Here is a 24653-nt window from a genome sequence, read left to right on the forward strand (position 1 = left end):
GTAAAGGTATTATGATCGTTCGGATACAAGTGGCAGTTCATTGATCATCAGTCGTGAGGAATATCATGGAACCTTCCGTCCAGCTCCTCGGTCTTGACCACGTTGATAAATGCGTGCTCATCGATCCCACGGATCATCGGTATGAGCTCACGCTTCGCTTCCGAGTTGATGACGGAGTAGATGAGGGTTTTCTCCTTCTCCTCGTAACATCCGACACCCTTGAACAGAGTAGCGTCATGGTGAGTCAGGTCGCTGATGGCGTGGTAGATCTCATTTGACTTGTCGGAGATGATGAACAACGTTTCTTTCTTATATCTCTTATACAGAAGCTGGATCACCTGCGTGCTGCAGAACTGGTAGATGATGGAGTACAGAGCCTTTGACCAGCCGAACAGTGCACCGGCGGCGATCAGCATCACGATGTTTCCGAGCAGTATGTAGTTCCACGCATCTATACCCTTCTGGTGGGACAGGAATATGCTGATGAAATCAGTTCCCCCGGTGCTGGTTCCAACGTTCAGGCACAGGCTGATGGCGAGTCCGTTGATGAGACCGCCGAACAGGCTTACAAGCATTATGTCGTCAGTGAATACATATGATGGCAGAATATCCACAAATATACTCGACAGAAGAATGACTATGATCGAATAGAGGGTAAATCTTTTGCCGATATATTTGTATGATATGTATGTGGGAAACAGATTCAGTCCAATGTTGAACACTGCAAAAGGCACGCTTATGTGCAGAAATTTTATTCCAATGTTCTGGAGAAGCAGGGATGCTCCGGAGAACCCGCTTGGAAACAGTCCTGCGGTCTTGGCAAAGCATCGGAGATTCCATGCGTATAGTATAGATGCAAATACGACGATGAACAGGCGGAATATCTGATAAAATCTTGGGTGTTTTAACTCTAGAGATTGAAACATAGCGGTACCTCCTTTGTAAGTGTCACTGTAAAATGCGGTTAATTTTCAAATGGGCGAACCCTCAAAGTCACGCCTAAATCCTTGCATATCTGGCGGCATCGCTTGATCTTATCCTCGGGCATGACCTTGTCAACAACTGTCATGACAACGTGTGGCACGTACCTTTTTGCAAGAACGGCAAAATCCTTGATGGCCGCGTAGGACTGGATCCCATAGCGTGATCTGGTCAGTTCAAGAAATTCATTTTCATCAGGGGCGTTCAGGGATATTGATACAGTGTCGAATCGGCCCTCAAGCTCTGGTGTGACATCTCTCCCATATATAAGATTGGCAAGTCCGATGGTGTTGAGACGGACTTTGAGATTGGGATATGTGTTTTTCAGTGAATCGATCACCGCGCACACATCTTCAAGTCTCTCAAGAGGCTCGCCAAATCCACAAAATACAAGTTCATTTATGATATTCAGGTCATACTTTGAGAAAAGTTCCAGAACCTCCTCTATAGAAGGCTCGCCATCCTTCAGCCAGAGAGTATTGTTCTCCTGCTGCTTTTTTGTCTGCCTCAGGCAGAACACACAGCTGCATGGACATTTGTTTGTCATGTTTACATATATATTTTTGCCTGTGAGATCCCCGCTCTTTGCAATGTCGAGGTAACCTTCCTCACCGACTTTTCCGGTTACAGTGTATAAAACCATAGTTGAATCTCCAATCGTTTAAGTTATTCCTCAGTCAGATCCTTCATGTACATCTCAAAGCACAATCCCCAGTTCTCCGGAACATTGTTCTCAACGCAGTAGCTTATGCACTTTGATACATATGAAGCGGCCTTTTTCACGGACTCATAGACGCTGTGTCCGTTCAGATACATACCCGCAATGATGGCTGCGATCACATCTCCGGTGCCGCTCCTGTCGCCGCCGATCCTGTCAACCATGACCATCTGGAAATCCTCATCCTTGTTGTAGATGAAGTTGGCTATCTGAGTCTTATTGAAATGTATTCCTGTCACAACGATATGTTCCGGTCCCTGCTCCGCCAGGGTCATGCACATTTGCCTTAGCTCGTTCACGGTCACAGTGTGCTCCGGATATGGAAGATCAAGGAGGGTGCAAAGCTCCGTCAGATTAGGAGTGATAATGTCGGCATATTTTACAAGCTCCTTCATCTTGCTGCACATAGATGCGGTATAGGTTGGGTACAGCTTGCCGTAGTCACCCATGACTGGATCGACGATAACAAAATTCTTCTCGTTTTTAAAGTATTTGATAAAGTCGATAACTATATCAACCTGTTCCTCAGAACCGAGAAATCCTGTTGATATGGCATCGAACTGCAGCTCCAGATCTTTGTAGGTCTGGATGTAATCCCGCATTTTGGGTGTGTAGTCATCAAAGTAAAATATAGGAAACTGTGTATGTGTAGATAGTATTGCTGTTGGCACAGTGACAGCCTGGATCTTCATGGCGGACACTATCGGCGCCATGACAGCGATGGAACATCTTCCGAATCCTGTAACATCATTTATTAGAGCGATTTTTTTCTGCATCTTAGTTCTCCAAATTCAATAAATATAGTAGATTTTATCATCAAATACAGGTGTGTTCAATATTTGAATTCCGTCAGACCAAGTGAAATTTATGTTCAAAAGGGAGAGAATAGATAAAATTTCCACATTGCCCCATATCTTGATACGTAGTAAAATATAACCATATTTTGCTGCGCTTCAGGAGGAATGAGTATGAATGAAGTCGTTTTGAAGACATATGTCTTTTCGTCGATCATAATAGCCGCTACAGATATTATACTGGGTATGAAATCCATAAAAAAGAATAAGACGACGGGAAGGTTTCTGGGGCTTGCCTGCATAGGAGCAGCTATAGTTGATGTCAGTTATCTTATCAGCATTATAAGCGATTCGTATATGGCCATGTCCGTCATGTCGAGTATATATTTCGTAAGCATTGATTATATGCTGGTATGTCTGCTCATATTTATTGTTTATTTTACAAAAGGACGTTTTTCAAAGTATGGAAGAGCAGCGATAGGCGTCTGCTTTTTTTACTGTCTGTATGAGCTTGTAATATTTGCCATAAACCCATTCAAAAATATAGCGATAGGGTATGTCAGAAGAGACACCGTGATAGCAAAATACAGCTATGATATGAAACCGCTGTATGATATGCATCTGGTTTTTTCATATGCGCTGGTGGGAGTGGTACTCATACTCCTTTTAAAGAAGCTTTGCAAGATTCCACATGAATATCGTTTGCAGTACAGCAGTGTCATCCTGGGAATTCTTGCGCTTGTCGGGATAAATGCAATATTTCTCTACGTTCCGGGAGCGGAGGTATACAAACTTCTGGATTATTCCATCTGTGGCTACAGTCTTACATCATATATTCTGTACTGGAGCTGCTTTAATTATTCAACCCATGGAATGCTCAACAAACTAAAGACAAACATATTCGAGAATATAGGTCAGGGAATAGTTTTGTTTGATTATGACAATCATTTGATCCTGCACAATGACAGGGCGGATGATTTCCTTGGAAAGGAACTCCTCTGCAAATGTGAGAATCTGCAGCAGTTTCTTGAGACGTATGATCTGTCCGTTGATCTTGCAGCTGATGACGACAGTTTTTCTCTGCAGTGCTATATAAAAGGTGATGATGGAGACAGACCTTTAAGGTGCGATATCAGAAGGCTTGACAACAAGGAAGGCCGCAGACTTGGTCAGATGTTTGTATTTTCTGATATATCTCTGGAGACGGATATGCTTACAGGATTTCAGAAATGGGATAGCTTTCAGAGACTTGCCATGGAAGAGGTGGACCATTTTACGTTTCCGGTTGGAGTGGCAATATGCGATATCAACGGATTGTCTGTGATCAACAGCACTCGTGGTAATCAGGCGGGTGACCAGAGGATAAATGCACTTGCGGGCATCATGAGAAAGAACTTTCCGGAGAGAACATATTATGTCAGGGGTATTGATGCGCACCTGATAGCACTTTGCAGTCACAGCAGTGAGGAAGAGATGGCTGCATGTGTCGAAAAGGTCAAAGAACAGTATGATGGAAGTATACAGTATGCAGTGGGGGTGGCTGCGGATGAGGGACAGAGCATAGTCGCTGCAATCATTGATGCGGCAACAGCCATGAAGACAAAAAAGCTTGTGGACAGTGAATCATCGCACTCAGATATGCTGACATCACTCATAAGGGCTCTTGAGGAGTGCGACAGCGATACGGAACAGCATGTGCGTCGTACACAGGAGCTGGGGGCTGAGCTTGGCAGACGAATAGAGCTGTCAGATATCCAGCAGAGCAAGCTGGCGCTGCTCTGTCTGCTCCATGACATAGGGAAGGTAGGAGTTCCTATGGAGATACTCAACAAGCCGGGAAAACTCACGGATGAGGAATGGAAGATCATGCGTTCCCACGTTGAGAAGGGTTATGAGATCGCCATGAGCAACACAGAACTCAGACAGATCGCGGAGGAGATAAGGCATCATCATGAGAGATGGGATGGAAATGGATATCCGGATGGACTGAGCCGTGAAAGCATACCGGTTCTGTCACGTGTGATCGCGGTGGTCGATGCATTTGACGCAATGATCAATGACAGACCTTACAGAAAGGGTATGCCGATATCAAAAGCGATAGAAGAATTAAAGAGCTGCGCGGGCAGCCAGTTTGATCCATATATAGTTTCGGAGTTTATAAGGCTTGTATCAGAGAAGTATGCAGATTCGCTGGCAGCTGACTCAAAGCAAGGGGCTGCTGATGGTGGTGTCGGTGCAGATGGTAATGGAGAGAATGTTGGGGATCGAACTGCCCCAGGAGATGGTCTGGCGGACGCTGATGGTGATGGCGCCAGCACAGACGACGAACAGACAGAGATCCGGATTATGGCGCGCAGACAGATGGTGGATTTTACTGAATATGGCAAGGATGCGTTTCGTGTACATACAGTCAAATATAGCAGATATCTGGTGGATGAAAACTGGAGGATCATATCTGTAGACGATAATTTTGAGGAGCTTACGGGTTACAGCAAGGAGGACATAGAGAATAATATCATAACCCAGATCGACCTTATACCGGACGAGGATAAAACAGAATATCTCTGTCAGGTAAATGCGAATCTGGCAAAGAGCACATTTGTATTTCAGGAACACAAGATACATCGGAAGGATGGCAGGGATATATATGTATTATGCACTGGAAGAATGTTTTATGATTCGGCACTTCAGAAAGACAGAGGGGAAATAGTAATAGTGGATGTATCAAGTACATATGCTTTGAAGATGCTGACAGATGCGGAGCAGAATAAGGCAGATGTGAGACTCAGAAACTGGGAGAATACCTATCGTACAGATCCCCTCACAGGACTTTTGAACCATGCGGCATTTAGAAGTGACATGGAGCAGAGACTTCTTGAGTGTACGCACACAGCGGTGATGATCATGATGGATGTAGACAGATTCAAGCAGTACAACGACACCTACGGACATCACAATGGCGACAAATATCTTGTCCTTGTGGCACAGACACTGCAGGCGGCACTCCGCGGTGATGACCATGCATGCCGTATGGGCGGTGATGAATTTGCAGCCATGCTGTTCTTCAACAAGAGTGTGTCTGATGACGTGATAAGGGAACGTGCCCAGCAGATATTTGACAAGGTGAACCTGACTGTGAAGGCCACAGAGGGAGGAACAGGAATCTCCATGGGTGCGGTGATCGCAAGAACTGAACTGACATTCAACGAGATGTATGAGGAGGCGGATAACGCCCTCTATGATGTTAAGGAGAGTGGAAGAGGCAGGATTGAGGTGAAGAGGCATGGGGAGTAGATCGTATATCTTCAACATACTTCATAAAGATCTTCACAAAAAACTCCACAAAGAACCTTTGCTTCCTATGAGTCTGATCTTGTTTGCCGTAATTTTGGCATATTCTTTTCGACTTATTGGAAGAGGAAGTTTCTATCCTACTCTGTTTTCTTATCTGCGTAGTTTCATTTATATCGGGCTTTATGCCGCCTGGGGAATTTCAATCCGCCAACGTATCGTGCAGAAACAGGTCGGACAATATCTGGTAGGCGTTTCGGTGCTTTTGATTTTGTGGTTTACCTTTCGCTCAGCAAAATACTTTATATTCTGGCAGCCGGTTGCAATAAGATACCAGTGGTATCTATTCTATCTGCCAATGCTGTTTGTACCCATGCTTGCACTGCTGATCGCAATGTCTCTGGGCAAGCCCGATGAATATAAACTGCCAAAATCTGTCTGGCTATTGTCTGCCGTTTCGGGAGTTTTGCTTATTCTAGTGCTTACGAATGATCTACATCAATTAGTTTTCACATTCCCTAAAGATGCGGATGTCTGGTCTGATGCAGATCATGGCTACGGTGTGTGCTATTTTGCCGTGATCGTATGGCAGGTGTTTTGTGCCGTAGCAGCACTTATTTTTATGCTCTTTAAATGCAGGTTAAAGAACGGTAAGCATCGTTATTTGCCCGTAATTCCATTTGCGATATCGCTGGCTTATCTTGCATTGAACTATGTTGGTACGCCATGGCTGAAACATTTATTCGGTGACGTTACGGCATTTCAAAGTCTTATGTATATGCTCGGTTTCGAGGCTTGCATTGCTTGCGGATATATTCATTCAAACAGCCGTTACGCAGATCTTTTTGCCTCATCTGTCGGCACATCGGCAGAAATTACTGACAGAGACTTCAACATTCGCTATGCAGCGTTGAATATTGAACCTATATCAAAGGAAACAATGAGAAAAGCCGAGAAAGCTCCTGTCACAGTAGACGGTGGGCTGACCGTACATACTATGCCCATCGGCGGCGGTTATGCGGTATGGACAGAGGATGTGTCGGCGCTGCTTGCCATTAAGGAAGAATCAGAATGTCTTGCGGAAGAGCTTGCCGAAAGAAATGAGATTCTTCGCTATGAATACAGGCGGGAGTCGAAACGCCGCAAGGTGGAGGAGCAAAACCGACTGTTCGATCTATTGCAGTCGGCAACACAAAAACAGATCAACCGCATTTCGGCATTGACACAGGAATACCGCCGAATCTCAAAATCTGATACAGACAGAGTTAAAATGCTACTTGCCGAGATTGCCGTTTTATGCAGTTATATCAAACGCCGTAAGCATCTGACACTGCTTGCCGACAGAGATTGTAAGGTTGCAGTCAGCGAGCTTGAGAGAGCTTTTTCCGAATCGTTACAGACATTAAAGCTTTTAAATGTACGCAATACTCTGTATGTGGACAGTGAACTTTCCACGCTTTCGGGCAAAAATGCTGCTGCGATATTAGATTTTTATGAGGAAGTAATAGAAGCAGATCTTGAAAATTTAACAAGTGTGCAGATAAGCCTCGCAAATATAAACGGATTGCGGCTGTCGCTGAATGTCTGTTGCGAAGCCGACCTGTCGATCTTTTTAAATAAAGGTAACGTTCTTTATGAAATGGACGATGACGCAGGCTACCAGCATCTTGTATTTATTATTGAGGGAGGTGCCGCCGTATGAGTGCCTTTTCTTCACTTCCGGTCTTTTTGCAGACCTTAATACCACTTCTGCTGTTTGTGGAAGCTGTGCTTGAATTGGGACTTTATATATATCAACTTTCGCATCGTTCAAAATTGCATGATAATTTACCGAGTCTTGTGATTTTTGCGTTTTTGCTTACGCTTTTGTTCTCGGTAACACAGGGGGATCCGTTCAATGGCAAGGATGCATTTTTATTAGATGCGCCTTGGCTGATTTTCATTACAGTAATTTTCGTTGTTGTTGTTCATTTTGCCTTTGCTATGACGAGAGAGTATCGCCGCCGAAAGAACATGCTATCTCCATTTTCCGTTAAAGATGCCACAGACAAGCTGCCTATGGGGGTGTGCTTTGCCGATCCGAACGGGCGTATTGTCCTTTGCAATGACCGTATGCGCCGTCTGTCGTTTGCACTGAGCGGGCATGAGTTTCAGATTACCGACGATCTTGAAAAAGCGTTGGAGCACCCCGATAAAAGTATTATCGCTAACGGAGATTGTTACATACTGCCCGATAAGACAGTTTGGCAATTCCGCAAGCAGAATATAGCCGTTGACAATGATGAAAACTGGCTTCAAATGACAGCGCATAATGTCACTGAACTTTATAATGGCAACGTTCGTCAAACTGCTATTAACAATGAGCTGAAAGAGGTCAATCGAAAGCTCCAAAAAATGTATGAACGAATGGCCGATGATATAAAAGAAAAAGAAATTCTTGACCTGAAAATACATATTCATGACACAATCGGAAGAAGCTTGCTGACAATTCGTGATATAATGGAAAGCGACGAAAACACTGACAAAAAGCTTGAGGCTTTACAGGAAGCAACCGCAGTGCTTACAAGTGATCGAGTGACAGCCAGCGGAACGATGGAAGAGGTTGTTCAGACAGCGGAAATCCTCGGTGTAACGGTGATGATGGATGGATGCCTTCCGGCCGATTCACTTGCCGAAGAGCTTACCGTTGTCGCTGCAAAAGAATGTGTAACAAATTGTATCAGGCATGCCGGAGGCAATGAGGTATATATCAGCGTAAATGGGCGAAAGGATGTGTTTGATATTACGATAACGAACAATGGCGCTGCACCGTCGGACCCTATTAAGGAGGGCAGCGGACTCTCGTCGATTCGCCACAGCATAGAATCTGCCGGTGGAGAAATGCACACTGTATATAAACCACGATTTGAATTGCTGCTTATCATTCCAGAGGATGCGTCAAGTTTTATATGAAAACCTGACATGCAGCACCAGCTCTCGCCAAATACGATTATTAATGAGCTGATGTTCAATAAAAGGAGAACGATATATGATAAATACAATACTGGTTGAAGATGATTTATATATTCAAAAGCATTTTGCCGAGCGGCTGAAATCAAACGAAATCTTTCGCCTTGTTGGCGTATATCGTGACGCTTTTGAGGCAGAGAAAAACTGCAATTGTTCAATACAGCTTATTCTTATGGATGTACAAACACAGCACAAGCACTCCGGTCTTGCCGCCGCAAAACGTATAAAAAAGGCTTTTCCGAATATCAAAATAGTAATTGTAACCTCACTTGTCGACCCGCAGGTATTGGAACGAGCAAAGACAGGTGCAGCAGACAGTCTGTGGTATAAAGACCACGGCACAGAGGAGCTGATAAGTGTGATAAGGCGTACCCTTGCAGGCGAAAAAGTATTTCCTGACACCTCTCCTGCAATTGAAATGGAAGGCACAATGTCCGATACATTCTCGCCCCGACAGCTTGATATTCTCCGCTTATACATAAAGGGCTTTACATACCAGGAGATTGCCGATAAACTGGGCATCTCCAAAAACGGTGTGCGCTGGAACTTAGACGATATGGTTGAAAAAGGTAGATTTGAGAATCGAGAAGCGTTGGTTGTGACAGCTATTGAGAACAAGCTCATGGTGACCACTTTAAAAGACGAATAGAGTAAATGAACCCCTTGACTGACACGGTCAAGGGGTTTTTATGTCCCAAAGTCAAAAAAGTTTGAAAATAGTTTTTTCTGTCACTGGCACTTGTGCCAGTGACAGACCTCAAAAAATCCGTACAATAGAATGTGTAAGACTATAGTTGTAGTAGAAAGGGGGAGCAATGAATGTTGAAATATAACAAATACATTATGACCCTGTTGATGGTTTTAATTATGCCAGCCTTGGTTTCTGGATGTGTGGCAAAACCGTCAGAGGATTCTAATCTGACCGAAGATAAAACAACCGCCACAACCACAGAGGCGACCACAGAAGCAACCACAGAGGCGGCTACAGAAGCAACCATTGAGGCAACTACAGAAGCGACCACAGAAGCATCGGTACAAAAAGACACAGATTTATCAAAACTTCAAAACACCATTCTTGATAACAAAGAATCGGTTGGGATTGCCTATATCGGTTATGTCGGTTACGAGGCTGATGAGGAAGAAATCCTAAATTTCGTAAAAGACAGTCAGTATGCGGATAAATATGATTTTCTCTGCGGCGCGCCCCTTGTAAATGTAGGCGGTGCGGAGCTTTATGCGGTAGTTATTGCCGATACAAAATACAGTGTGTCTGTTTATCGGGCGGAAATAACTGATAATGGTGAATATTCTGTAAATACCGACAATACACTCTATAATTACAACGGAAATGGAATTGATTATTTTTTACTGCGCTGCAATGAAAGTGAAATACATTCAAATGTATCGCTGAGCTTTAAAAAAGGAAACGACTCTTTTTCGGTATTCCCGATGCTGTCAGGAATGGATGGGCAGCTTGTTGACGGAAATTACTATGATTTTTCAATATATTCCGATTATGTCAGCAGCGGTGAGTCCGAGGATAAGAATGTAGCAATAGCAAGGGAAATCCTTTTGGAGTCTCAGGCGGTGCAATACTACATAAGCATGGGTATGAGTGTACAGTATACGGGCCAGATTGATGAAATTGAGGGACGACCGTAATCTACCGTGTGAGTTAAAGCACGGAATAATAAAATAAAAAAGGAGGGAAAAAATATGGTAGATATTAAATCAATGGCAGCTGCAACAGCCCCGAGGGAGTTTGAACTCTCTTACACAACTACAATTGAAGACGTATACGAAAAGCTTAACACACATGCTTCGGCTTTTAAAATGCCTTTCAAAATCAAAGGGGGTATCCCTGGAAAGCGCATTTCCTTTGAGAAAGAACCGAACCTCGACGTTACGGTCTGGGTCTTTGTTAAGGATGGCAACAAAATTAAAGTCATGGCAAACATCCAGGAGAACACAACAACCGTCAATGGTATGCGAGTTGACAAAAACAGCGTAATTCAAAAAGGTGTAAGCGGAGTAGCTAATCTTCCTATTCAAAGAGGTGAGTATCTTGATGAGGTGACCGAAAATGTTAAAAAGATACTCAACGGCGAGCAGGTTGAAGATTATGTAGCGCCCGTTGGTGTAAACGGCAGTGGACAGACGGAAAAGGATTGGCTTGTAGCCCTTCTTCTCTGCCTTTTCCTCGGCGGAGTTGGTGGCCACCGTTTCTATGTGGGCAAAGTAGGATCAGGCATTCTCTATCTTTTTACCGCCGGCGTTTTTGGAATCGGTGTACTTGTTGATCTGATAAAGATCATTACCGGCAAATTCACTGACAAAGACGGAAATCCTATTCAAAAAAAATAGACAGGACTTCTTGACAGCCTTTAGACAAATATGGCTTAAAATTGGGAACTGTGCCTGAACTCTTTCGGGCACAGTCCTGATTGCGAAAGGAGAACTTGTTATGAGTAAAAGAAAAGAGCACATCAAAATGACCATATTTATTATGGTCGCCGGCATAGCATCGATGGTTTTGGGTGTATTCGGAATTGTCACAAGCAGAATTGAAAAGAAAGAATATGCAGCCTCAACTGATATACGGAAAGTTTCCGCTGTTATTGTTGACTTTTCAACCCACGATAGTAAGGATGACAATGGCGATGTAGATTATACAACATATAAATTCAGAATTTCATATGAAATTGACGGAAAAACCTATAAAGGGAAATGCGAAGAGCGTGTTTGGTCAAGAGATATCGCAAAAGGATACACATACGATAAATTGAGAAAAGGCGATACAATAAAAGTAGAGGTCTATAAAACTACAAAAGGAAATTACAAGCTTTCCCCGGAGGGGAATCCCGTTGATTTCCTTCTCTATTGTGCGGCGATCCCCTTTGGCTTTTTCCTCGTTGTTATAATGATATGTGACATTGTAAAAGACAAACGGAAAAAGAAGAACGAAAATGAGGTGGTCAGCAAGGAATAAATCAGAGGTGATTTTATGGATTTATCAGTATCGCTGTGCATTGCAGCCTCTTTTGCTATATTATGTACATTCTATATCGGTAAAAGTATACTTGTAATGGATTTTTCGGAATATCTTCCCAAGAATTTGAAAAAAGCTAAGCTGGAAAGATTGCTGGCAAAAAGGGAAACTCCTCTACAGGATTCGAAAATCCGAAAGGATATAAGAAAAGCATTTGAAAGAGTACTGATTCCGCTTGGAAAAGCGGATCAAAAGCTTCTTACGGCAAGAATGGACCTGGCTTTTCGAAAAAAAATCGTCAGTCAGATCGACGTACTTAATAAGAATAAGCTATGCCGCAAAATTTACGTCACGGATGTTGTTCCCATTCCTAAAAATAACTTTGAAACATGGAACGATGATGGCAGAGAATGGCGGGAATCGGTTTTGAAGTGCAGCACCCTGGAGCGTTTCGAGTCAATGCAAGGCAACAGGGTTCAGCATGAGATATACCGTAAAAATTCATATCTCCGAATACTTCAGTCGAGACACGTTCGCCGCACAGACAAAAAAGAGAATAAGAAAAGCTATTATCACGATATGTTGAGAATAACCTGCCCATCATGCGGTGCAAGAGTCAAGCTGAACAGTCAGCAGGTTACCTGTGAATATTGCGGCGCCGTTATAAAAAACGAGTTTTACGATTGGCAGACCGAATCGTTTGAGATTTATGAAACTATCAGTACAAATATGAAAAGATTTTTACAGCTTCTATTGTCCGGTTTCATACTTTTCTTAAGTGTCTTTCCATGCTTATACTTGATCGAGGATACGGAGATTTCCCTTGCAGCCGGCGTCGGTGCAGCGATTCTTGCTTTTGGAACGATTGTTACACCTATTATTTGTGGAAAAGTTAAACAAGACAATTTAGCGAAAAAGATCGTAGGATATTCAGAGAACTACCTCAGATCCTGCTTAAACGAATACTTTAGCAAAAACGAAAATGACAATGATCTGCTTGATTTCAGTATCGGCACGATCAAGCTTTTAAAAGTCTCTAACACAGATGAAATAACAACGGTTAAGTCTGAAGTTTATGGAACGAAAACCTTTCTTCCTGAAAATAAGAAACCGTTTACAAAAAAATTTAAAAAGAAACTGACCATGCAAAGGGCTAGATATCCAGAAAAAAGAAAGTCTGACGGTGAATTTTTTGTTGAAAAGGAATGTCCGAGCTGCGGAGCAACATTCTTGCCAGATGAAAACGAATGCTGTTCTTATTGTGGTTATAGCCTTCACGGAGATAGCGAAAAGTGGAAAATAAAAATCTGAAACCTGTTAAAATTCTGCATTGCCGATTAAGGTAGGGAAGGGAAACATTTACATATTATTAATTTTAAAAGGAGGGAAACCTATGAACAAAAAGAAAAAACTTTTGACTGTCGTAACATTAGTCATACTGATGCTCGAGGCATCAGTATTTACTGTTTCGGCAGCGGACAATCATTCGGTTGACGAAAACACAACCTATGTAACCAACTTTGCTGAGCTTGAAAAAGCTCTTGAAGCCACCTCAAACGAGACAAATCCACCCGATAAGCTTGTTGTTCTCAAAAATAACATAGATTACGAAGAGCAAGTTCCGAGCGATTGGAGCTATCAGGATGAGCAGGAGTGGTATTCCGAAATCACAGTTAGCTATCCCGGAAAAATCACCCTTGACTTGAACGGAAAAACCCTGAAAGTTACAACTGATATTCGTTCAGACGAGGAGACAAGGGATCTGTTTGTGGTTTTTTCGGGTTCCAAGGCAAACACCGACTTCACAATTACCACAACCCAGTCCGGCGGACAGATAATCTTTAACTCAACAGCCAACGAAACTTCAATGATCGCTGTGAATAACCCAAACGCAGATGTGAATATTCTTGGAAAAGCAGGGAAGTTTATCAACTATAATCTCACTCTTACAGCACAATCCGGAAGTGACACTTATATAAACGATAAGAACAGGCACCACGTTATTTCCTTCTATGATATAAACAATCTCTATATCACCGGTACTCTTATTCAGAATAATGCACGCGTCCCGTCTTGTATATATTCATACGGATTGGAGCCGCAGGGCAATGTTACAATAACAGGAAACTCAGAAATAGAAGTAATTTCAAATCAACTTCTTAATGAACAGCCGTTCAGCACAATATATTTCCAAAACACCCCATCCAGCAGAAAAGTAAGGCTTGGCGGCTGTTATATTGGACAAAAGGGAAATGTAAATTCAATCTATTACGGTGGCCAGCCTCCTCATTTCTATGACATAGTTCTATCACAATCTCTGGAAAAGCCGAACTATGTTAGTATGCACAACGGTACCAGGGTATACAATACCTGGCCTGACTTTGTTAAGTTGGATGCGGATATAAAAATTATCTCCTCCTGTCACGATTCTGAGCCTGAATTAGAGGAAAGGACATCACTTCTTGGTCACTACAAGTACTGTAAAAAGTGTGATGCTCTTGAAAGCTTCCAGGAGCATCAGTTTGGCAGAACTCTCGCTGCTAAAGAGGCAACATGCATCAGAAAGGGAAGAACGGTCGGCTATGAGTGCTTCGGCTGCAAATATTATGAGGGTTACACCGAACTGCCAGCACTTGGACACGATTTGAGCGACACCTATACGGTTGACTGGCCGGCAACCTGCGACAAAGATGGAAGGGAATCCAGACACTGCAAACACACTGGCTGTGAGTATGCAATTCAGAAAGTCATTCCGAAGCAGCATCAGAGCCTTGTATGTAATGGCACATACTGCCAAAGCTGCAATCAATATGTTAACCCGACCAAAATAGGTTACGGTGACAATTCCTGTAAAAACATAACCGCTTACTTCTTTACTCCGACGGAAACGAAGGTTTATCTTATCACCATAACTTCGTCAAATCTCGGCAGCGGAAATATTCAGGGAACAGAAGTAAACCTTGTTGAGAATAACCGGCTTAGTGAATCCGTCTCTAGTAACGATAAAGGCAAAATTACCGAAGTCAGACTTGAAAAAGACAAAACCTACGATGTTACACCGTATATCACTAATTCAGAAAGTCAAGACTGCATAGTTAACATCTCCTGTAAGGAACATAATGCGGTTATAGATAACGAAATTAAAGCAACCTGCACAAAGACGGGTCTCACCAAAGGTAAGCACTGTTCGGTTTGTAACACCGTTATAGTCGCTCAGACCAAAGTCAAGGCTCTCGGTCATAAGTACTCCAAGTCTGTTGTCAAGGCTACTCTTACCTCAAATGGCAAGATTACCAAGAAGTGCACTGTTTGCAGTATGATAGAACCAACAATTTCGATAGCGAGAATTAAGACAGTTTCGCTGAAAAAGTCGTCGTATACATATAACGGAAAGGTTCAGAAGCCTTCGGTCATCGTTAAGGATGCAAACAAAAAAACGCTTAAGAATGGAACAGATTACACCGTTGCTTACAGCAAAAACAAAAATATCGGCAAGGCAACAGTAACCGTTACCTTCAAGGGCAATTACAGCGGCAGCAAAAAGCTGAACTTCAACATTCTTCCCGCCGCGACGAGCAAGATCAGCGTTAAGCAGACCACAAACTCAATCACGGCTTCATGGAAAAAGGTTGCCGGTGTAAGCGGATACAGAGTATACCTTTACAAGGGCAAAAAGCTTGTCAATAGAGCTGATACAACGAAGCTCTCACACACATTTAAAAAGCTTTCAAAGGGTACGGAGTACAAGATTGTTGTCAAAGCCTATAAGAAGATTGATGGCAAAAAGGTTCTTTCTCTCGTTTCAAAGGAGCTTCTGACCGCAACAAAGCTTTCTGCGCCGACTTCGGTCAAGGTCAAAGCAGGAAATAAAATGGCAACCGTCAGTTGGACAAAGGTTAAGAGTGCAAACAGCTATACGGTATATTACAGCACAAAGAAAAACAGCGGCTTCAAAAAGCTCGCTGTTATCAAAAACAGCGCAAACATCAAAAAGCTTTCAAGCGGCAAGACCTACTACTTCAAGGTTGTTGCCAACAAGAAGGCTGGAAAGGCTGTTGTGGCTTCTGATTACAGCAAGCTTATAAGCGCAAAAATCAAGTAATGGTGTTATCTGAACCGGTCAACAGATAACCGCAAAACCCCGAAGCAGAAATACTCTGCAGCGGGGTTTTTTTGTGGCAAAAAAACGGTGTTTCTGTTATGCTAGATATATTAAGAGATTGATATGTAGTGATGTTATTTTGACATTAAGAAAGGTTCAAGGTACTGCTTATGATAAAAAGGAAATTAGCAACATTTATGTTGACATTAATACTGGTGATGACAGGTGTATCGACGATTCGAGTGATAGGCTATGCGCAGGAAGAATCTGTTGGTTCATTAACAAATCCCCAAGAGGGAGTTACAGAATATAAGTACAGTGCTGAAAGTGATTCTCAAAAAGGTGTCGCATTAAAGGTTGAATGGAACGAACCCAAATTAGGAGAGGATACAACATTCCACGTTTCGGCGGATGGTGGCAGTGGCCGGTATTTGTTTAGAATGGATGCACCGAGTTATTCCAATCCGGGTGAGTATAGTTTTGAATCCGTGGCGGATCCAAGCCGCGGAGCGTGGATTCAATATACAGATGAGTGCGAATCTCACGACTTTGAATTCACAATGACCGCTTCGGGAATCTATAACTTCAGGTTTTATGTAATGGACAAGACGTCAGGTGTCTATTATATGCGTGTGAGCACAAATATACAGGTATCGGACAGGGCTTATCCGAGCGTGGGTGACATCGTGAATGCTGCGGTAAAAAAGTGCAGCAAGGAGACGGATGGTTCGGACTATGAAAAGGCATTGTGGCTGCATGACTGGCTGTTGCAGCAGCTTGATTACGATCATTCCCTGAAATGGTCTTCGGCAGAGAGCGCACTGACACGAAAGCTGGGCACATGTCAAGCCTATGAGAGTGCCTATTCAAAACTGCTTACTGCAGCCGGCATAACAAATGCTGAGACAAGGGATACCTATGATGGACATACCTGGAATGCCATGAAGCTGGATGGCAAATGGTATCAGGTGGACTGTACATGGGATGATACAAAAGACAATTATTATAACTTTGATCCTACGCATTTGTATTTTGGACTGACGGATGAACTCATGGCGTTGGCACACAACGGTCATAATAAGATTTATACGGCAAGCGGTTATGGCACACGTTCCACAAGTCTGGCAGATAACTATTTTGTCAGGAACGGAGATGCCGCAAAGTGGGCGCGGGCTTACGCTGACAGGATTCAGAAAAATCTCAATGCAGGTAAAACCAAATTCGAAGTTAGCACTGACAATGCGTCATATCCGCCGAGCATTTCGGGTATTCAAAATGGGATTATCGCATATGCCTTAAATCAGATGACGTGGAAGGCGGGAAGTAAAAAGGTTGCATTGCGCGTGGCAGGGACATCCACCAAGCTTTCTTTTACTGCAAAATATACGGACACAGTAAAGCGCGTGAGAATAGTATTTGCTCCAAATGGAGGGCGTGTGAGTTCTGGAAGTAAGACTGTCATTTGTGGAAAAACTTACGGAACACTGCCGACACCTACCAGAAGGGGATATACATTTGCAGGCTGGTACACAGCAAAGAGTGGCGGCAGCAGGATCGGCAGCAGCTCGGTTGTGAGGACCACCAGGAATCAGACATTATACGCAAGGTGGAAGCTGGTAAAGTACAAGATCCAGTACAGGCTTGGCAAGGGGAAAAACAGCCGGTCCAATCCAGTCGGTTATACCGTCGCGTCTAGGACTATCGTCTTGAAGAATCCGGTCAGAAAAGGCTACACATTTAAGGGGTGGTACAGCGATCCAAAATTCAAGAAAAAGGTTACGAAGATTGCAGCCGGCAGCACCGGCAGCAGGAAACTCTATGCCAGGTGGGTGAGAAAATAAATTCGTATAAATCGATGCAATATCCCCCTTTGTTGTCGAATTGTGGATAATAAGTGCTGGAAAATATTTGGCGCCAAGGAGGCATAAAGGGGATTATGGCAAAAATTGCGACGAGGGAAATACAATGAAGTAAAGGATGCATTCCTTGAATATGCGTTTCAGAACAGGCACAGGCTTATATAACTGGAATCTGTAAGGAGATTGAGGCACAGAAAGTCCCAATATACTGTGAAAATGAGGCAGTGAATCTGATCCTATCTTCATTTGCGGGTAGAGCCAGGAAGAAAGAAATTGAAATAAAGATACAATGTGCAATTTCCGCAGATCTTTCTGTGCCGAAAAGCGATCTGTGTGTGCTCTTATCTAATGCCTTGGAAAATGCCCTGCATGCATGTGTGCCTTTGGCTGCAGAGGGAAGATCATGCGAGATTGATGTGAATTTTTATGAAAGAAATAAAGGTGTTCAGAGCATATGTGCGATCGTGCAGCGTTACGGCGGGGTTTTCAGCTTTGCGGAAAAGGATGGCAAGTTTACGCTCAGACTGTCATTGTAAAAGAGTGTCGATTCGATACATTTTTGGTACGATTCGTGCATTTAGACCTCACTGATTGCAAATACATAATAAAATATACTCAGATTATGTGATTGCAATAAAGAGGAGGAAATTATTATGAAAAAGACAATGAAAAAACTGATGGTTTATTATTAGATCATGTGGTGAAGACTGCATACCAGAGGGGCGGGCGCATTGGAGTGCCTGCCCCTTTTGGTTGTGTTTATTTGTTTTGAATGGGATTAAAAGTAAGAACATATAGGGAAACAGCCGGGTGTGGATACACTGGAGCGGGCAAAAGATTTCCATTCAGGGCTAAAGGAAAGGTGTATATTGCCTTTTTTAATAGCAAAAACTAAAATTCTCTTGCTATATTGCAAAAAGACGTATAAAATGCATGTGTATTTTTATGTTTTATATCTCAGTCTGGACTCTATTTTCGACAGAGATATACACTCCGTGAGGATTGCTGAGCCGCTGATATGATATATGTCAGCAGAGCTGACTGGCAGCTTGCGGCAAGATTCGCCAGCGAATCTTAAGAAGAACGACATTCAAATAAGAATATGGCAAAGGAAATAGTGGAATTATGAAAAAGGTAGTAAAATTTGGCGGAAGTTCATTGGCAAGTGCAGAGCAGTTTAAAAAGGTTGGAGCAATCATCAAATCAGATGAGAGCCGTGTATACGTTGTTCCTTCTGCACCTGGAAAGAGATTTTCAGATGATACAAAGGTAACAGATATGCTCCTTCATGTGTATGAAACTGCGAAGGCAGGGAATGATTTCACAGAGGAAGTGAAGGCGATCAAGGCCAGATATGATGAGATCATCACAGGCCTTGAGATTAAGGATTTTTCACTTGATAAGGATTTTGAGGAGATTACAAAGCAGTTGGAGGATCTTACCAATCCGGATCCAATGTGCACACTAGACTATGTGGCATCAAGAGGAGAGTTCCTCAATGGTAAGATTATGGCTGCATATCTTGGCTTTGAATTTATAGATGCTGCAGAGGTTATCTTTTTCAATGCAGAGGGCAACCTCAATAGCTATAAGACGGAGAAGGTACTTGGTGAGAGACTTTCCAAGGCACAGCATGCGGTTGTTCCAGGATTCTATGGACTTGGCAAGGATGGCAAGGTAAAGACTTTTTCCAGGGGCGGTTCAGATGTAACAGGCTCGATCGTTGCACAGGCAAGCAGAGCCGATGTATATGAGAACTGGACAGATGTCTCGGGTTTCCTTGTAGCTGACCCACGTATTGTTCCAGATCCAAAGCCGATCAAATATATTACTTACAGAGAGCTTCGTGAGCTTTCATACATGGGTGCATCAGTTCTCCATGAGGATGCGATATTCCCTGTACGCCACTGTGGTATCCCAATCAATATCCGCAACACAAATGCGCCTGAGGACGCAGGAACCTGGATAGTTGAGAGTACCTGCCAGAAGCAGGATTATGTTGTAACAGGTATTGCAGGTAAGAAGGATTTCTGTACAATCTTTATTACAAAGGCTATGATGAATTCAGAGATAGGATTTGGAAGAAAGGTGCTTCAGGCATTTGAGGAGAATGATATCTCATTTGAGCATATGCCATCAGGTATTGACACGATGACTATCGTAGTTCATGCTGATGAATTCGTACACAAGGAACAGAGAGTTATATCTGCCATCCATAGACTTGCAGAGCCGGATTCAGTTGAGATTGAGTCAGGACTTGCACTTATAGCTGTAGTAGGCCGTGGAATGAAGTCAGCAAGTGGTACAGCAGGCAAGTTGTTCAGCGCACTTGCAAAGGAAGGCATCAACATAAAGATGATAGACCAGGGTTCATCAGAGCTGAATATCATAATCGGAGTAAAGAACAGTGATTTTGATACAGCCATAAAGGCAATATATAACACATTTATAACAGACAAGTAATAACAGATTGCTAAGCATCGTAGGGGTGGGCACGTATTAGTGCTTGCCCCTATTTTATTGGTGGCTTTCTCTGGCAAAAGGAGTGGGATGACTCTTACGTCTTTTTTATTGGATTTTATGTAAGCATATATTACTTGAAAAATCAAATAACATATGATAAATTATAAATGTGACGTAAAAAGAGTCACATTTATAAAAAGGCGATTGATATGAAAGAATTTTTGGAAAAAGCATTACGGCAAAATGTAATAATGACGGAGAATAAAGAGGTTTATAAAAAGCTCCCGTTAGCATATCGTGGAAGATATGATATTTTTACAGTAGAGACGAACGGTGTATTATGGCTGGCTATTCATCCCAAAGAAGATGTCGGACTAGTTATGTTACGTAGAGATAGAGCTGGCGTAGAAAAAATAACAGGATTAAACTGTGCAATATTTCTTGATCGAACTACATTTTATATAAAAGAAAAATTGATAGAAGAAGGAATACCTTTTGTAATAGACGGAAAGCAAATATTTCTCCCGTTTATTGGATATTTACTGAGTAAGGAAAATGAAAGGGAATTGGCACCAGTTCATTTGATTTCGTTTTTGACGCAAAAAATGCTTCTGATAGCCATTTATGAACGATGGAATGAAGAGAAAGTGTCTGATGCGGCGAAACGAATGGGAGTGTCAACAAAATCTGCAAGCCGGTGTTTTGATGAACTCGAATATTTAAATATTGATGTGTTGGGCATGAAAGGTAAATCAAGAGTAATAAATATTCCGGATGACCGAAAACAATTATGGCAGCAGATTGAGAGTGTGTTAAGGAATCCAGTGATTCGAAGATTTATATTGAGAAAAGATATGAAACTTGAAAAGAAAGCAGGTATTTCTGCTTTATGTGAGTATTCTCTTTTGTCCGACAATGCTTATCTAACCTATGCGGTAACGAAGAAAGAACTGAAAGCTAGTGGAGTGAAAGAAGAAAAGCAAGTAAGTGAATTGGAAGAAATTGGCTGTGTTGTTTTGGAACTAGGATATTTCATTGATTTTTTAGGAAAAGGATTGCAGGATCCTTTGAGCGTAGTATTGTCACTGACAAGAGAAGAGCAAGAAGAGGAACGGGTAGATATTTCTATTAATGAGATGTTGGAGGAATATGTATGGTCAAAGGATTAGGTACATTTCAGAAGTACTTTGCAGATTATGAAGAACAGTATGTTTTAATAGGTGGTGCAGCCTGTGATATTCTGTTTGAAAGCAATGAAGTAAATTTCAGGGCTACAAGAGATCTGGATATGGTTTTGATTGTTGAAGCATTAACTCCGGAGTTTGGAGAAAAATTTTGGAAGTTTATTGTTGATGGAAAATATAGAAACAAAGCGACAAACGGTAGCAACCCTCAATTTTATAGATTTGATAAGCCAGAAGACGATAACTTTCCGAAAATGATTGAATTGTTTTGTAGAAGTGATTTTAAACTAAAAAATGCGAAAGGAATTACTCCAATTCACATTGATGATGAAGTTTCCAGTTTGTCGGCGATTCTTTTGAATGATGATTACTATAAGGCACTACTCAATGGAAAAGAAGTGAGAAATGGACTTTCTGTTTTAAGACCAGAATATATCATTCTTTTTAAAGCAAGAGCGTATCTTGATTTGAAAAAGCGAAAAGATTTAGGTGAAAAAGTGGATTCTAGTGACATAAAGAAGCATAAAAAAGATGTTTTGCGTATTGCTTCGGAGCTTATGCTTGAAAAAGTAGAAGAATTGCCGATAGCAGTAGATGCCGATATACATAGCTTTATTGACTTGTTGGAGCAGGAACCATTTGATCAAAATTCATTGAAAAAATATGGGCTGAAAAATGAGGATATTGTGGAATTGTTGAAGCAAGTATTCGGATAAAAATTGACGAAGCGGCACGAAATCGCATGGAGCTGATCGTGCGGTCACTGGCAGAGGAGATTGTGAAAGCGGAATTGATTTATGATTGAGCGAGAAAGTCCGGGCAGAAAACCGTTCGGACTTTTCTCATATATTCCAAAATGACGGTAGAACTGTTCACAAGTTTTAGGGTATAATTTGAATGCAAATTGAGCAACAAATCTGGGAAAACATAATTATCAATGTGTAAAATGTGATAGTCATGAGGAAAAAACGAGAATTACCGAAAGGGTGTGGGAGGCATTGTGCGGGAAGAGGACCAAACAACCAGTAGCCTTGGCTGTATTATTTGTTATAATGTTTATTGGTGTATGTTTTTTTGTGAAAGCTAATCAAGCAAAGGAATTTGAGAAAAACGATTATGGGGTGTTTTTAAATGCGGACGCCTCATCTTTGGAACGATTTAAAATGTATGAAATGATTGTAATTGATGCACAGTATTTTACAAAAAGGGATATTGAATTGCTCCATCAAAATGGAACAGTCGTATATACATATCTAAATATTGGGTCGATTGAAAACTTCAGGGAGTACTATACAACCTATGCGGAACTGGCAATCGGTGAGTATGAGCACTGGGATGAAGAAGAATGGGTAGATGTAGCAAACCCAGACTGGCAGAAGTTTATAGGACAGCTTTCTCAGGAACTATATGAAAAAGGTGTTGACGGATTCTTTATAGATAATTGTGATGTATATTATTACGATCCGCACGAGAGTATTTTTGAAGGCATTACAGCGATTCTACAAAACATAATGACGTTTGGAAAAGCGGTCATCATCAACGGTGGAGATACTTATGTGGCGGAATATAGGGAACGCTATGGGGCGATTGATCAGATTATGACAGGTGTAAATCAGGAATCAGTATGGAGCAGTATTGATTTTGATAGCGGAACTTTTCATGAACAAACGAGCGATACGAGAGATTATTTCTGCAAATATTTGGAAACGTGCAAGGCGGATGGGATGGAAGTGTATCTGTTGGAATATACAACTAATCAAAAACTGATTCAAAAAATAAAAGAATACTGCAAGGAGCAAGATTTCCATTTTTATATTTCCAATTCCCTTGAACTTAAATAATGAGTGTTGAGAAATACGAAAAAGATGAGCAAATTAAGTTTCGTCACTTTGTTCCGTCAAGGTGGCAACACCCCCTTGCGCCGCTAAAGCGGCTATCCCCTGTGGACTTGCCGTCCGCAAACAGCATAAAATGCTGTTCGCCGCCAGCAAGTTTGAAAAAGAAACATAAAGCTTTGGAGGTGCTTATTTGAATGAAAAAGTTGATAGCATTGCGAGCCGTCCGTCACATGGCGAAATCTGGCATGAATCCTAAGACATTGCAGTACCTCATGGGGCATTCGGATATTGCCGTGACACTTAATGTTTACACCCATGTTGGACTTGAGGATGCGGAGAAAGAACTTTAGAAGATGCAGGGGTTGGAAAATGCAAGAAAAGAGATGGGGATTTCGGACAAGGATGATAAACCTTTGAAACAGAATATGCTCAAGGTGATTTGATAATAGAATATTGGTGGAAACTGGTGGCACTCAGGCATATAGCTTGGGTGCCTTCTTGACTGGTAAAAATATGCCTTGGCCGATATAATGTAAATTGAAAACAAAAAATATTTTGTTAAGGAGAGATTTGATGGGAACATGGGGAGTAGGCATTTATCAAAATGACATAAGTGCAGATGTGAAAGAAGATTATATTGCAAAACTTAAGTCGGGGAAAAGTGATGAAGTTGCTCTGAAGGAAATATTATCAGAATATCAGGAGGACATGGAGGATATCGACTGCAAATATGATTTTTATTTTGGTCTGGCAGATACGTTGTGGAAAAAGGGAAGATTGACAGAGAAAATTAAAACAATAGCACTTCAGTTGATAGAAGAAGATAGAGTATCGCAACGTTGGCAAACAGAAAGAATTAGGTATGAGAGAAGTAAGGTATTGGACAAGTTGAAAGTGCAGTTAGAAGAGACGATGCCGGAATATAAAAAAATTCCTGTTCATAAACCATATGTCTTGGGATGGGAAGAGGGAGATGTATATTTTTTTCAAATTAAAGAGAAAATAGAGAGTTATGAAAAATATCTTGGTTGGTATGCTTTGTTTTATGTGAACAAAATATATTTGAGGGATTGGAATGTAAATGGAGTGGCTGATGAAGTAGCAGATGTATACTTTTTCTTAACTAAAGATAAACCCGAAAGTATAGATGCTCTTCGTACATCGAAAAGAGTATGCTTTCATATAGGAAAAACAGGTAATAGATACCAAATGCATATTTATGAGAGCTCGAGGAGAAATCGTCCAAAGGATTTAACTTTGCTTGGGAAGTGTGACGGAATTCATTATCCTTTAAATAATAGTAGTAAGGGAGGCCATTTTTGTTGGAGTAGAGTAGATATAAGGGAGATATTATATGGTTACGAAAATCAGTTGAAATTAGACAACGAGGATTAACATTAAAATTATAAATAATGCACACCTCCA

19 protein-coding genes are annotated in these 24653 nt (G+C 41.8%); 16 read left to right on the plus strand and 3 right to left on the minus strand.

Translation table 11 applies throughout. The features are described from left to right. Positions 1 to 47: 47 nt before the first annotated feature. Genes OCV54_RS05295 through OCV54_RS05305 form a run of 3 tightly spaced genes read right to left on the minus strand, consistent with a single transcriptional unit; the run spans position 48 to position 2475 of the window. Positions 48 to 926: a YitT family protein gene (locus OCV54_RS05295; protein WP_055147563.1), complete on the minus strand. Its 879-nt coding sequence runs from the start codon at positions 924 to 926 to the stop codon at positions 48 to 50. A 38-nt stretch (positions 927 to 964) separates the two neighbouring features. Then, complete coding sequence (locus tag OCV54_RS05300; protein ID WP_055147560.1) at positions 965 to 1624, minus strand: TatD family nuclease-associated radical SAM protein; 660 nt, start codon at positions 1622 to 1624, stop codon at positions 965 to 967. Positions 1625 to 1647: 23 nt separating this feature from the next. Then, on the minus strand, positions 1648 to 2475 hold the full coding sequence (locus OCV54_RS05305; protein WP_022216280.1) for a pyridoxamine kinase: 828 nt from the start codon (positions 2473 to 2475) through the stop codon (positions 1648 to 1650). A 192-nt stretch (positions 2476 to 2667) separates the two neighbouring features. On the opposite strand from OCV54_RS05305, the gene OCV54_RS05310 reads away from it, so the two are divergent. From OCV54_RS05310 to OCV54_RS05390, 16 genes are all read left to right on the plus strand, one after another. Further along, positions 2668 to 5787, plus strand: a complete 3120-nt coding sequence (locus OCV54_RS05310; RefSeq protein ID WP_055222954.1) for a diguanylate cyclase domain-containing protein — start codon at positions 2668 to 2670, stop codon at positions 5785 to 5787. Beyond that, entirely contained in the window at positions 5777 to 7486 is a 1710-nt protein-coding gene (locus tag OCV54_RS05315; RefSeq protein WP_055222956.1) for a histidine kinase N-terminal 7TM domain-containing protein, read from the plus strand. The genes OCV54_RS05310 and OCV54_RS05315 overlap by 11 nt, the downstream gene beginning before the upstream one ends. Continuing rightward, positions 7483 to 8736 carry a hypothetical protein gene (locus tag OCV54_RS05320; RefSeq protein ID WP_055222958.1) on the plus strand — a complete coding sequence of 418 codons (1254 nt, stop codon included), beginning with the start codon at positions 7483 to 7485 and terminating at the stop codon, positions 8734 to 8736. The genes OCV54_RS05315 and OCV54_RS05320 overlap by 4 nt, the downstream gene beginning before the upstream one ends. Positions 8737 to 8812: 76 nt before the next feature. Next, on the plus strand, positions 8813 to 9442 hold the full coding sequence (locus OCV54_RS05325; protein ID WP_055222960.1) for a response regulator transcription factor: 630 nt from the start codon (positions 8813 to 8815) through the stop codon (positions 9440 to 9442). A gap of 170 nt (positions 9443 to 9612) precedes the next feature. Next, positions 9613 to 10455 (plus strand): hypothetical protein, encoded by an 843-nt coding sequence (locus tag OCV54_RS05330; RefSeq protein ID WP_055222962.1) that lies wholly within the window; start codon positions 9613 to 9615, stop codon positions 10453 to 10455. Positions 10456 to 10509: 54 nt separating this feature from the next. After that, complete coding sequence (locus tag OCV54_RS05335) at positions 10510 to 11157, plus strand: TM2 domain-containing protein (RefSeq protein WP_055222963.1); 648 nt, start codon at positions 10510 to 10512, stop codon at positions 11155 to 11157. Positions 11158 to 11257: 100 nt separating this feature from the next. Further along, on the plus strand, positions 11258 to 11782 hold the full coding sequence (locus OCV54_RS05340) for a DUF3592 domain-containing protein (protein WP_022216286.1): 525 nt from the start codon (positions 11258 to 11260) through the stop codon (positions 11780 to 11782). Positions 11783 to 11797: 15 nt separating this feature from the next. Then, positions 11798 to 13093 carry a zinc ribbon domain-containing protein gene (locus OCV54_RS05345; RefSeq protein ID WP_055222964.1) on the plus strand — a complete coding sequence of 432 codons (1296 nt, stop codon included), beginning with the start codon at positions 11798 to 11800 and terminating at the stop codon, positions 13091 to 13093. A gap of 82 nt (positions 13094 to 13175) precedes the next feature. Next, positions 13176 to 15884, plus strand: coding sequence for a fibronectin type III domain-containing protein (locus OCV54_RS05350; RefSeq protein ID WP_055222966.1), 2709 nt, complete (start codon positions 13176 to 13178; stop codon positions 15882 to 15884). Positions 15885 to 16081: 197 nt separating this feature from the next. Then, positions 16082 to 17725: an InlB B-repeat-containing protein gene (locus tag OCV54_RS05355; protein ID WP_242849702.1), complete on the plus strand. Its 1644-nt coding sequence runs from the start codon at positions 16082 to 16084 to the stop codon at positions 17723 to 17725. A 1143-nt stretch (positions 17726 to 18868) separates the two neighbouring features. Then, the gene (locus tag OCV54_RS05365) at positions 18869 to 20206 is read left to right on the plus strand and encodes an aspartate kinase (RefSeq protein WP_055222970.1); all 1338 of its coding nucleotides are present in this window, start codon (positions 18869 to 18871) and stop codon (positions 20204 to 20206) included. A gap of 209 nt (positions 20207 to 20415) precedes the next feature. Then, a complete protein-coding gene (locus OCV54_RS05370) occupies positions 20416 to 21375 on the plus strand; it encodes a hypothetical protein (protein ID WP_055222972.1) in 960 nt (319 codons plus the stop codon). Next, positions 21360 to 22106 carry a hypothetical protein gene (locus OCV54_RS05375; RefSeq protein WP_055222974.1) on the plus strand — a complete coding sequence of 249 codons (747 nt, stop codon included), beginning with the start codon at positions 21360 to 21362 and terminating at the stop codon, positions 22104 to 22106. Before OCV54_RS05370 ends, OCV54_RS05375 begins: the two co-directional genes overlap by 16 nt. Positions 22107 to 22376: 270 nt before the next feature. After that, positions 22377 to 23231: an endo alpha-1,4 polygalactosaminidase gene (locus OCV54_RS05380; protein ID WP_082431270.1), complete on the plus strand. Its 855-nt coding sequence runs from the start codon at positions 22377 to 22379 to the stop codon at positions 23229 to 23231. Positions 23232 to 23422: 191 nt separating this feature from the next. Continuing rightward, the gene (locus tag OCV54_RS14700; protein WP_330377946.1) at positions 23423 to 23578 is read left to right on the plus strand and encodes a tyrosine-type recombinase/integrase; all 156 of its coding nucleotides are present in this window, start codon (positions 23423 to 23425) and stop codon (positions 23576 to 23578) included. A 223-nt stretch (positions 23579 to 23801) separates the two neighbouring features. Beyond that, complete coding sequence (locus tag OCV54_RS05390; protein WP_022216295.1) at positions 23802 to 24623, plus strand: hypothetical protein; 822 nt, start codon at positions 23802 to 23804, stop codon at positions 24621 to 24623. Positions 24624 to 24653 lie beyond the last annotated feature (30 nt).

Origin of the sequence: Coprococcus aceti (assembly GCF_025567285.1) — a bacterium.
Classification (GTDB): domain Bacteria; phylum Bacillota; class Clostridia; order Lachnospirales; family Lachnospiraceae; genus Coprococcus; species Coprococcus aceti.